A 12,278-nucleotide genomic window follows, 5' to 3' on the forward strand; every position below is an offset into this window, starting at 1 on the left:
AATTCATAGCCTACTTTTCCTCAAGTCTTGCTAAAACTATATTATACCCATCCGCTCCATAATTTATACATCTATTAACTCTACTTATAGTAGCTGTACTTGCTCCAGTAGCTGTTGCTATATCCGCATAGGTTCTTTTATCTTTAAGCATTTTAGCAACTTGAAGCCTTTGCTCTATTGCTTTTATTTCATTTATAGTAAAAATATCTTCAAAAAATCTATAACATTCTTGCTTATTTTTTAAACTAAGCACTGCATCACATAAAAAATCCATCTGCTCACTTTTTAATTTAGATTTATATTCAGACATTAATCCCACCTCTTTCAACATTAATTTATATTCTACCATCTTATATTATAAAATGCCACAAAATCTTTTCATGTGGCGAATTAATACTTTCATTTTAAAATGCAAATTAATTGTTTTCTTTCATATTGATTATACAAAAAATAAAAACAGCCCTTGGGGCAGGGCTGTTCACAATAAATAAAAAGGGGGCTATTCATTCCTTGTTATTTACCTTACCATCATATTATATTAGACATACAATCAAAAAGCAATAGAAAAATGATAATTTTATTGTAAATATTTTATTAACATGAATGCTATTCCTTCATAAATTCTTAATTCATCTTACATATATTCTTTAAAAAACTGATTTCCATGTCAGTAAGTTCCCTATATCGACCTTCATCTAAATTTTCATCAAGATTAAGTCCTCCAAAAGTCAATCTCTTAAGATAAACAACTTTTTTTTCAAGGCTTTCAAACATTCTTTTTACTTGATGATACTTTCCTTCCTGTATTGTTACTTTGACTTCCGATTCATTTTCATCTGATTTAATTATTTCTAGTTTTCCCGGCATACATTTATATCCATCATCCAAAACTATACCTTCTTCAAAGGCTTTGACATCTTCTTCATTTAAAGGCGCATTTATCTTAGCATAATAAATTTTATCTACATGCCACTTTGGTGATATTAATCTGTGATTTAAATCTCCATCATTTGTAAGTAAAAGAAGTCCTACTGTATCTTTATCTAATCTTCCAACCGGAAATGGTTCAAATGCCTTGTGTTCCTCTCCTAATAGATCGATTACTGTCTTTTCATAGTCATCAAAGGTTGCAGATATTACACCATCTGGTTTATTCATCATTAAATATATGTATTTTTTATAAGAAATCTCTTCTCCATCAACTTTAACAATACTTTTATATGGATCAATTTGCATATTATTATCTTTTACTATTACATTATCGACCTCAACCGCTCCACTTTTTATTATCTTTTTTACATCTTTTCTTGAACCGTACCCTAAATTAGCCAAAACCTTATCAAGTCTCTCCATATCTTTACCTCGCTATACAAATTTAATTATCGTAAAGATTATTATATATCATTTATGTATTATAGTATCCTAGAACTTTCGTCACATAATTTTGAGTTTCTGAAGGAAGCTCACTCATATTACCGCCACTATGTTTAACTGCATTTGGGCCAGCATTATAAGCTGCCACTGCAAGTCTAGTGTTTCCAAATGTATTAAGAAGTTCTTTTAAATATTTTGTTCCCGCATCTACATTTTGTTCTATGTCATACGGATTAGTAACACCAAGTTCACTTGCTGTACTTGGCATCAACTGCATTAATCCTTCTGCTCCAGCATTAGACGTCGCATTAGGATTAAAATCAGATTCTTGCTTTATTACAGATAATATAAGATTTTTATCTACACCATATTTTTGGGCTGCCGAATCCACTGCTTCATTTATAGAAATATTGCCAGTGGTTACTTTATTTTTAACATAATCTAATGTATTATTCATAAGCAAACCATTTCCATAACCAAGCTTACTTAAGTCAGCGTTTCCAAACATATTCAATTTACTCAAATCCAAAGTTCCATTATTTTGAGAAGCTGCATCTAACATACTCTCAAATGCAAGATTAAAAGCCTGTGACGAATCTGAATCCTCTGACATTCCACTTTTAAACATTTGCTGCATCATCATAAGCTGCAAATAATTTTGCATACCATTAATATTCGAACTGCTGTTTTGAGACACAATACCACCCCATACCTTTATTATATATACTATATTTTTGTTTTCGTAAACATTTCACTGAACTTTATACCTTCATCTCAAAAATACTGTAAGCTTCATAGCTTTTCTCACTATAAAATTGACTCTTACAAAACACTAAAATTTCATAATTTCCTTTTTCAAATGGCATAAAGGTATAAAAACTTTTTCTACTGTACTTTTGAACAAGCTTCCATTCGCTGCCTCTTCTAATATAAAATTCATATATAACACATTTACCGCCTGTACAATCTACATTAAAAGTTACTGCCTCATTTATTTTCGGCAACTCCCTATCACATTTTATAGTCATTTCTGTTATAGGTTTCGCATCCCTCACACGAAGCTTAATTATTCTTTTATCATCAAATTTATCGGAACTGTCTTTATTTAAGGAATATATAATAACCTCATAATCACCTGCACATTTAGGAACAATTTCATAGCTTTTTTCCAATCCAAAATCTATTTGTTCCACTTTTCGTCCATTTAGTTTAATCACATATTTAACTAATGTATTTTTAGTATTCATAGTTATTACATTTACATTTATCTTTTCTCCTACCATGTAATAATCCTTAACTTTCGGAAATATATGATTTATTTTTGCTGGTATATAATCCAAAACTTGAATTGTAATTTCAGAATGACAATCAAATTCTTTTTTAGAATACTTATCCTTAACATTAACTTCTATTTTATAATCTCCTGATACTTCAGGAACAAAATCTATAATATTAGAAGTTTCATAATCCACTCTTTTAATTACAGACTCCTCACGCTTTACTAAAAAACTATATATTAAGGATATACCACCTTCAGCCTCAACATCAATATTTATTTTTTCACCCTTTAATATATTTTCGTTTTTGCTCTGTATTATTTTCTTTATCTTTACAGGAATTTTTTTTATTTCTTCAATTATAAAATTCATTTCCGCATAAGCTTCAAAATCACCTTCAAAAGACTCATCTTTAGCCATAAGTTTCAACTTATATATTCCTGGCATTTTAGCCTTCCAAACATAATCTTTATTATACGAATACCCACTATCTTCGCTGTAATTACCATCAATTAAATATCTATATAAAATTTTTTTACCACCAGTAACTATAGCTCTTAAATTAATTTGTGTATTAACTAATTGTGGTGAAGTAACGTCTGCAGCAAAGCTTTTCACTTCTATATCTTTATATTTTTTTATATTATAAAAAATCACTGCCCTGTCATCAAATTCCCTTTTAGAATACATATCTTTAACCATACACAAAAGTTTAAAATTACCATCTTCATTTTCAACATAACTTATAATTCTCTTATTTGAGTAATCTTGTAAGCATTGCGCTTCTCCCTCAGAATTTATTTTTAAAAACTTATACAAAATCATTTTATTATCATTATTCATAGCATCAACTTTAAACATAATTTCTCTATTCACAAACATCTCATCACTTAAACATTTAAAATCAATTATTTCAACTTTATCCACTGGTCTTACATTGTATTCCACTTTCTTAGTACTATCTGCTTCCTGTTTTGAAGATGGCCTTTTACATTCAACTATAAGTTCTTGTTTTCCAATTTTTTGCGGTCTCCATGACACTGTATTATCTGTAGTATAATTTTTTAAAATTATGTACTCATCCCCATATTTTATTTTATATCTAAATACTACATCGCTTACAATGCTATGAGCAGTTGCACTTATTTTTTCATTAACATTCACTTCTTTTTTATCAAGAATAAGATTTTTAATTAAATTTTTTTCAAGTTTACCAATTATGTAGTCTGTTTTATCCATATAACTAAAAGCTTTACTATCATTTTCTTCAACTGCTTGAATCATTACAGTATATATACCATCAGTTTTAGGCGACCATACTGCAAATATTTCCTTTGAAAAGTCCTTCAATATATTCCATTTACCATTATGTCCTATTATAAATTTATATAAAAGATCTTTATTTATATAGTTTTCTATTTTTATATTAATATCTTGATTTTTACATTGAGGACTTTGTTTATCAAATACTATTTCTAACTCCTCCATTAATTCCATCTCCTCAAATTTTGATAACTTTATTATACTATATTTCCATTATTTGTAACAGTGTTTATATTTACATTTATTTCTTTTTTCTATATTATATATTATAGAGCGAAACTAGCTCAGCTATAAACTATATATGCACCATAATGTCAAGAAAAAGTCATTTTGGTACAAATAAATTTTAAGTTTCACAATGGTATATCTTTAGCAAAACTGCTTTTAGGTAGCATATTTATAGGAGGCACAGGCACACATGCAAATTATAAATCCTTTAGTTATCAACTTTAATAAAATTCAATTCAAAGTAGATGATTTAAATTCTTTTGATTTTTCAAAACTTCATGTTATAAATAGTAATTTAGAAATTAATATAATTAATAGCTTTATATCAGACGGATTTATATATATCGAGCTTTCGAGGGAACTCACCATAAAGTATGATTGTTTTGTATATTTAAATGAAGATCAAAAATTTAAATGTAATTATTTTAGACTATATACCTCAAAAGAATTTAATGATAGGTATTATTATGATGACAAACTTGGTGTTACTTATTCTAAAGAGGAATCAACCTTTAAATTATGGTCACCAGCTGCATTAAACGTTAAACTTTTATTATACAAGGGTGGAGAACCGATTAATGAACCTGCAAAGTTTTCCATACCTTTATATGAAGATACAGGACTATGGAGCATTACTATCAAAGGAGATTTAAAAAACTATTTTTATAATTATGAAATAACCTTAAGTAATAAGATAAATGAAGCAGTTGATCCTTATGCAAAGTCAACAGGAATAAATGGTCTTAGAGGAGCAATAATTGATTTAGCCGAGACAAATCCAATTGACTGGGATAAAGATATGCCGCCAAGAAACATAATTAAATTTACAGATGCCATAATATATGAAATAAATATACGAGACATTTCCTCGAATCCAAACAGTGGAATAATCAATAAAGGCAAATTTTTAGGACTTACTGAAGAAAATACAAGAACAAGTGAAAATCTAGAAACAGGTCTTAGTTATTTATCTAATCTTGGAGTAACACATATTCAAATTATGCCTATATTTGACTTTTCCTATAAAAGTATCGATGAAAAAAATCCAATACAATATAATTGGGGATATGACCCAGAAAATTATATTGTTCCTGAAGGCTGTTATTGTACAAATCCATATGATCCATTATTAAGAGTTAAGGAATTAAAAAAAATGATTTTATCCCTCCACAAAAGCAACTTGTGCGTAAATGTTGACGTTGTCTTTAATCACTTATGGAGTACAAAAGAAAACAACTTTGAAAAAATATTTCCAGGATATTACCTTAGGAAAAATGATGATGGCAGCTTTTCAAATGGCAGTGGTTGTGGAAATGATACAGCTTCTGAAAATTTAATGATGAAAAAATTTATAATAGATGCTGTAATTTACCTAGCAAAAGAATATCATATTGATGGCTTTAGATTTGATTTAATGGGAATTCATGATTTTGAAACAATGAATAAATTAAGAGAAGCATTAAATCAAATCGACGGAAGAATAATGCTTTATGGTGAAGGCTGGGATTTAAACACTAACCTTTCTTATGAAAAAAAAGCAATAATGTATAATTCATTTAAAATGCCTCAAATAGGTCATTTTAACGATATTATAAGAGATTCTATAAAAGGAACAGTTTTCAACGCAAAAGAAAAAGGCTTTATCTCAGGGAAAGAAAATCTTGAAAATGCTATAAAACTTGTTTCTGTTGGTTGCATAAATTATTCTCAAGGATTAAGCGGTCCATTTCAATCACCTGTGCAATCTATAAATTATATTTCGTGCCACGATAATTACACCTTATGGGATAAACTTCAAATTTCATTACCTGAGGATTCTGATGAACTAAGAGTTGAAAGAATAAAATTAGGTCTTGGTATTGTTTTAACAAGTCAAGGTATTCCCTTTATTCACTGCGGCTCAGAATTTTGCAGAAACAAAAAAGGAATTGAGAATAGCTATAATTCACCTGATGAAATAAATTGGATTGATTGGAAATTAAAAAATAGATTTATTAATTGTACTAATTATATACAGTCCTTGATTAGTCTTAGAAGAAATCATTCCGCATTTAGATTTGCTGAAGGTGAAAATCTTAAAAGGCATTTTGAATTTATTAATAATATGCCTAAAAACTCAGTCGGATTTATTCTAAAGGATAATGCAAATTTTGATATATGGAATAAAATAATGGTTATATATAATGCAAACAACTATCCTATTAATGTTTGGCTTCCAGATGGAACTTGGAATGTTTGCGTAAATAAGTACAAAGCCGGCAATTCGTGCATAACTACTGTTAGTGGTAACTATAATATAGAAGCAATAAGCATTAATGTTCTTTATAAGAATTAATGCGAAGTAAGTGTAGTCCAGAATATTAAATAAAATTAATAAAACTAAGAGTGAAATATTTAAAATCCTAAGACGTTTCAATAACTCGTAAAAATCACTCAAACAATTGAAACATCTAAGTCTTTTAAATATTTCGCTCTAAGATTTATTAAAATTTTATTTAAATCATTCTGAACTACACTTACTTCGCATTTACAGAGGTTTAAGGTAAAAATTCCTCCGTACCTACGGAATTTTGGGCTAGTGCAGAAGCTCCGTTTTTTACCAAATAATGTATTAAAAGATGCTAATTGGTATATCAATTAATCAACTTATCTAAACATTGGGAAACAAAGATGTAGTGGATTAATCAAAGAACCTTTGGTAGGTGTAGGGAAAAAATGATGTTAGTGAATAGTGGCGAAAAAATTTCTAAAATAAAATTGTATAAAACTTAGTGGGAAATTTTTTAAAGCTTTAGAGCTTTAGATTGTCTGAGCTAATCTTTGCGAGTTATCAAAAGTTCTTAAGCTTAAAAAAATTTGCCGCTTAGTTTTATTAATTTTATTTAGGATTTTGAGCCGCTATTCACTAACATCATTTTTCTACGCCTGCCAAAGGTTCTTTGATTTTGCACTACACTTTGCTTCGCAATGTTTAATTTTTGTAACTTCTCATTTTACATATCGTTACTATTTTAATTTTTCTTCTAATTCCTTTTTCATATCTTCATATCCTGGTTTTCCAAGAAGTGCAAACATGTTTTTCTTGTATGCTTCAACTCCTGGTTGATTAAATGGATTAACTCCTAATAAGTATCCACTTACTGCACATGCTTTTTCAAAGAAATATACCATATATCCAAAATTATAAGCTGTTAATTGTGGAACATTTACAATAATAACAGGGACGCCTCCATCATTATGTGCAAGTACTGTTCCTCTAAATGCTTGCTTATTAACAAAGTCAATAGTTTTTCCTGCAACAAAGTTTAAACCATCAAGATTTTCTGAATCTTCTCCTATTGTAATTTCTTTTCTAGGATTTTCAACATTTATGAAAGTTTCTATTAAAGTTCTTCTTCCTTGTTGTATATATTGTCCCATAGAATGTAAGTCAGTTGAGAAATCTCCTGCTGCTGGGAATAATCCTTTGTTATCTTTTCCTTCACTTTCTCCAAATAATTGTTTCCACCATTCTCCAAAGTAATGAAGACTTGGTTCAAAGTTAGTTATCATTTCTATAGATTTACCTTTATTGTAAAGTGCATTTCTTGCTGCTGCATATTTATAGCAATCATTTTTATCAAAATCTTCTTCAGCATAAGCTTCTCTTGCTTCTGCTGCACCTTTCATCATTTCATCTATATCAATACCTGCTGCTGCTATTGGTAGTAATCCAACTGCTGTTAATACTGAAAATCTTCCTCCAATGTCATCAGGAACAACAAAAGTTTCATATCCTTCAGAATCAGCCAGAGTTTTTAAAGCACCCTTTTTAGCATCAGTTGTAGCATATATTCTCTTTCTTGCTTCTTCTACACCATATTTCTTTTCTAAAAGTTCTCTAAAAATTCTAAATGCAATAGCAGGTTCTGTAGTAGTACCTGATTTTGATATTACATTAACAGATACATCTTTTCCTTCTACAGCTTCTAATAAATCTGCTAAATAAGTTGAACTTATATTGTTTCCACAATAAAAAATTTCAGGGCTCTTTCTAACTTCTTTAGAAACGCTTGCACTAAAACTATGAGAAAGCATTTCAATAGCGGCTCTTGCACCAAGATAAGATCCACCTATTCCTATTACAATAAGGGCATCAGAATCTTTTTGAATCTTTTCAGCAGCTTTTTTTATTCTAGCAAATTCTTCTTTGCAATAATTAACTGGTAAATCAATCCATCCTAAAAAGTCATTACCAGCACCGTTCTTATTATGTAAAAGTTCAGTTGCAGCCTTTACCATAGGCTTTAAATTTTCTAATTCAGTATCTTCAAGATATGGCTTAGTATTCTTCAAATCAAGTGTTAAAAATTTAGACATAATTTCTTTTCCCTCCATGTTATTTATATTATGTTTTACTTATACAATTTTAGTCTAAATAAAAAAATAAATCAACATTTTCATTGTTAAAAGTTTGACAATTATAAAAAACTGTTATATAATACAATCAAGAAATAAATTTATTGGAGGATTTTATTATGGAAAAAACAATAATTGTAAAGAATGTTATAGGAACTACCTTCTCATGTCAAGATGCTATACTACTTAGAAGTGAGTTAACTTCTAATAACTTGGAAAATGATGTTGTGTTGGATTTTAATGGAATAAAAAGTGTTCCAACTACTTTTTTTTATAATTTGTTCTCCGAACTGTTATATATCAATAACAGAAAATATTTATTAGAACATGTTAAAGTTAAAAATTTGTCAAATATCGAAGATTATAATAAGGTAATTCGTGGGACTACATTAGTTTCATAAAATAGCTGCCAACCTATGGCAGTCTTTTTTTATAAGGCTATGTTTTAAATAAGTGTTGATTTTCATACTTATTTTAAAACACAGCCTTTTTTTATAAAGATTTTCCACACATATTTTTTCTCCTTAAAGCTAATTCTATTAAAGTAGTTATTTTAAAATACAAGGGAGGAACAAATATGATTGCTACTGCTAATAAACAAATAGAAGCAAATAATCTTAAGGTTATTAAGGATCAACTTGGATATGAAGCTCTCCTTAACAAAAAATTTCATCAAGCTAGTGAGCTTTGTACAGACCAGCAACTAAAAAGCCTATGCAATCAGGCTAGTCAAACTCACAAGCAAAATTTTAATTCTTTAAAAACTTATTTGGATTCACACCAATAACAAAATTAAGGAGGCTATAAAATGAATACTACAACTAATTTATCTGAAAAAGAAATTATGCAAGATTTGCTTGCAACTGAAAAACAGACAATTTCAGCTTACAGTACTGGAATTACTGAAAGTTCCTGTGAAAATTTAAGAAACACTCTTTTAAACAATTTCAAGAGTTCTGAAGAAGTACAATATAAAATATTTGATTCAATGAAACAAAAAGGTTGGTATCCTACTAAAGATGCTCCTGACAGTGATGTTCAGCAAGTAAAAAATGATGCATGTTCTATGGCTAAGGAATTATGTTAAATAAAAAAATGAAGCTGATTTTATATCAGCTCCATTTTTTCATTTATAGATAAAACACTTATTTATATTTTAATACTAGCTTGCCTTAATTCTAGGATCTACAGCAAAATAAAATAAATCCGCAAGATAATTTCCAACCACCACAATTATCATGGTAATTATAAGGCATGCAAATACTGCATCATATTGCCTATCAAATGTCATCTTTAATAAAAACGCTCCAAATCCATCAGTATCATTTAATATACTTTGTACAACTATTAGTTCTGCAAATATCACACTAAAAGAACTACCTACAAACGTTATTATAGAAACTAATATATTTTTTAAAATATATTTATACTCAACCAGTCTTTTACTAAAACCATATGCAATTGCAGTTGTAACAAATTGCTTTGTTTTTACGTCATTTATTGCTACATTAACACGCTTTGTGAAATGCCCAATATACATAACACTTAAAGTAAAATATATAATAAAATTCTTTAATCCATAATTAAAATTTACTATTTGCATAGTACTATGCGAATTTACATAATTATAATAAATGCTCCCATTTTTAAAAATGTGATTGATAACAATTGCCAATATATATGATGGTATACTCATAAAAAAATAAATAATTAATCTTAAAATTATCGAATTTCTTTTTCTTGAAAGAATTATTCCAAGAGGTATTGAAACTATAATACCCACAATTATAACTGAAAATATTAATATCAAATTCGATTTGGCTAGTGTTAATATTATAGGCATAACATAAACTGGATCTGCTGCAATATTCAAGTTATACATTTCAAGCTTGCCCGTAAATATTTTTTTAGTCATTACAATAAACTTAACATACCTAGGTGAGTTTATATTATATTTTGTCTCAATCTTGTCTTGATTTTTAATATTATTTAAACTACAATCCAGCACACTTCCTGGCATAATACTATATATTAAAAATAAAAAAATAAATGCACCTATACAAGTTGGTATAAGTAATAGTGTTCTTTTTAAAATATATTTTTTCATAAATATCGCTTCCTTTTATATGCTTATGTTAAAAATTATACCACATTATTAACCATTTTACATTAAAATGCTATTTTTTATGCATATTATTATATATTGTTGTATTTTCTATATATTTTTTTGTAAATAATCATTAAAACAAAAATATTAGAAGATTGGATTCCACATTTAAAATTTCTTGGAATAAACACTATATATATAGGTCCTCTTTTTCAATCAACCTCACACGGATATGATGCTATAGATTATTTTAAAATAGACAGGAGACTCGGAACTAATGATACCTTTAAAGATTTCGTAGATTCAGCAAGTAAAAAATGATGCATGTTTTATGGCTAAGGAATTATGTTAAATAAAAAAATGAAGCTGATTTTATATCAGCTCCATTTTTTCATTTATAGATAAAACACTTATTTATATTTTAATACTAGCTTGCCTTAATTCTAGGATCTACAGCAAAATAAAATAAATCCGCAAGATAATTTCCAACCACCACAATTATCATAATAATTATAAGACATGCAAATACTGCATCATATTGCCTATCAAATGTCATATTTAAAAAAAACGCCCCAAATCCATCATTATCCTTTAATATACTTTGTACAACTATTAGTTCTGCAAATATTACACTAAAAGAACTACCTACAAACGTTATTATAGAAACTAATATATTTTTTAAAATATATTTATACTCAATCAGTCTTTTACTAAAACCATATGCAATTGCAGTTGTAACAAATTGCTTTGTTTTTACATCATTTATTGCTACATTAACACGCTTTGTGAAATGCGCAATATACATAATACTTAAAGTAAAACATATAATAAAATTCTTTAATTTATCATCAAAATTTACTATTTGCATAGTACTATGCGAATTTACATAATTATAATAAATGCTCCCATTTTTAAAAATGTTATTGATAACAATTGCCAATACATATGATGGTATACTCATAAAAAAATAAATGATTAATCTTAAAATTATCGAATTTCTTTTTCTTGAAAGAATTATTCCAAGAGGTATTGAAACTATGATGCCCACAATTATAACTGAAAATATTAATATCAAATTCGATTTCGCCAGTGTTAATATTACAGGCATAACATAAAATGGATGTGCTGCAATCCTCAAGTTATACATTTCAAGCTTGCCAGTAAATATTTTTTTAGTCATTACAATAAACTTAACATACTTAGGTGAGTTTATATTATATTTTGCCTCAATCTTGTCTTGATTTTTAATGCTATATAAAGTAGAATCAAGAACACTTCCTGGCATAGTACTATATATTAAAAATAAAAAAATAAATGCACCTATACAAGTTGGTATAAGTAATAGTGTTCTTTTTAAAATATATTTTTTCATAAATACCGCTTCCTTTTATATGCTTATGTTAAAAATTATACCACATTATTAACCATTTTACATTAAAACGCTATTTTTTTTATGCATATTATTATATATTGTTATATTTTCTATATATTTTTTTGTAAATAATCATTAAAGCAAAAATATTATTAAGTTATATAATATTATATATACTTTATAAATATTACGGGGGTAA

Annotated in this window: 12 protein-coding genes; 5 read left to right on the plus strand and 7 right to left on the minus strand. The window is 27.8% G+C overall.

What is annotated here, in order from left to right:
• Positions 1–10: 10 nt before the first annotated feature.
• From CUEA01_RS11465 to CUEA01_RS11480, 4 genes are all read right to left on the minus strand, one after another.
• A complete protein-coding gene (locus tag CUEA01_RS11465) occupies positions 11–310 on the minus strand; it encodes a YerC/YecD family TrpR-related protein (protein ID WP_234121739.1) in 300 nt (99 codons plus the stop codon).
• 314 nt (positions 311–624) lie between these two features.
• Positions 625–1,353 carry a pseudouridine synthase gene (locus CUEA01_RS11470; protein WP_234121740.1) on the minus strand — a complete coding sequence of 243 codons (729 nt, stop codon included), beginning with the start codon at positions 1,351–1,353 and terminating at the stop codon, positions 625–627.
• A gap of 52 nt (positions 1,354–1,405) precedes the next feature.
• Positions 1,406–2,071 carry a lytic transglycosylase domain-containing protein gene (locus CUEA01_RS11475; protein WP_234121741.1) on the minus strand — a complete coding sequence of 222 codons (666 nt, stop codon included), beginning with the start codon at positions 2,069–2,071 and terminating at the stop codon, positions 1,406–1,408.
• A gap of 64 nt (positions 2,072–2,135) precedes the next feature.
• The gene (locus CUEA01_RS11480) at positions 2,136–4,139 is read right to left on the minus strand and encodes a triple tyrosine motif-containing protein (RefSeq protein WP_234121742.1); all 2,004 of its coding nucleotides are present in this window, start codon (positions 4,137–4,139) and stop codon (positions 2,136–2,138) included.
• 253 nt (positions 4,140–4,392) lie between these two features.
• On the opposite strand from CUEA01_RS11480, the gene pulA reads away from it, so the two are divergent.
• The gene (gene pulA, locus CUEA01_RS11485) at positions 4,393–6,537 is read left to right on the plus strand and encodes a type I pullulanase (protein ID WP_234121743.1); all 2,145 of its coding nucleotides are present in this window, start codon (positions 4,393–4,395) and stop codon (positions 6,535–6,537) included.
• A 671-nt stretch (positions 6,538–7,208) separates the two neighbouring features.
• Here the strand turns inward: pulA and CUEA01_RS11490 are convergent.
• A complete protein-coding gene (locus CUEA01_RS11490) occupies positions 7,209–8,561 on the minus strand; it encodes a glucose-6-phosphate isomerase (protein ID WP_234121744.1) in 1,353 nt (450 codons plus the stop codon).
• A gap of 158 nt (positions 8,562–8,719) precedes the next feature.
• Here CUEA01_RS11490 and CUEA01_RS11495 point away from each other — a divergent pair, with 158 nt between their 5' ends.
• The 3 genes from CUEA01_RS11495 (at position 8,720) to CUEA01_RS11505 (ending at position 9,687) form a co-directional block, all read left to right on the plus strand.
• Positions 8,720–9,001, plus strand: coding sequence for an STAS-like domain-containing protein (locus CUEA01_RS11495; RefSeq protein ID WP_234121745.1), 282 nt, complete (start codon positions 8,720–8,722; stop codon positions 8,999–9,001).
• A 176-nt stretch (positions 9,002–9,177) separates the two neighbouring features.
• The gene (locus CUEA01_RS11500) at positions 9,178–9,387 is read left to right on the plus strand and encodes a hypothetical protein (protein ID WP_234121746.1); all 210 of its coding nucleotides are present in this window, start codon (positions 9,178–9,180) and stop codon (positions 9,385–9,387) included.
• 21 nt (positions 9,388–9,408) lie between these two features.
• The gene (locus tag CUEA01_RS11505; protein ID WP_234121747.1) at positions 9,409–9,687 is read left to right on the plus strand and encodes a spore coat protein; all 279 of its coding nucleotides are present in this window, start codon (positions 9,409–9,411) and stop codon (positions 9,685–9,687) included.
• Positions 9,688–9,762: 75 nt separating this feature from the next.
• On the opposite strand, the gene CUEA01_RS11510 is transcribed toward CUEA01_RS11505, so the two are convergent.
• Positions 9,763–10,707, minus strand: a complete 945-nt coding sequence (locus tag CUEA01_RS11510; protein WP_234121748.1) for an ABC transporter permease subunit — start codon at positions 10,705–10,707, stop codon at positions 9,763–9,765.
• A 159-nt stretch (positions 10,708–10,866) separates the two neighbouring features.
• Between CUEA01_RS11510 and CUEA01_RS11515 the strand changes: the two genes are divergently transcribed.
• On the plus strand, positions 10,867–11,028 hold the full coding sequence (locus tag CUEA01_RS11515) for an alpha-amylase family glycosyl hydrolase (RefSeq protein WP_329603992.1): 162 nt from the start codon (positions 10,867–10,869) through the stop codon (positions 11,026–11,028).
• Positions 11,029–11,134: 106 nt separating this feature from the next.
• On the opposite strand, the gene CUEA01_RS11520 is transcribed toward CUEA01_RS11515, so the two are convergent.
• Complete coding sequence (locus CUEA01_RS11520) at positions 11,135–12,079, minus strand: ABC transporter permease subunit (protein WP_234121749.1); 945 nt, start codon at positions 12,077–12,079, stop codon at positions 11,135–11,137.
• Between the last annotated feature and the right edge of the window lie 199 nt (positions 12,080–12,278).

Source organism: Clostridium hydrogenum (genome assembly GCF_021432385.1).
GTDB classification, from domain to species: domain Bacteria; phylum Bacillota; class Clostridia; order Clostridiales; family Clostridiaceae; genus Clostridium_S; species Clostridium_S hydrogenum.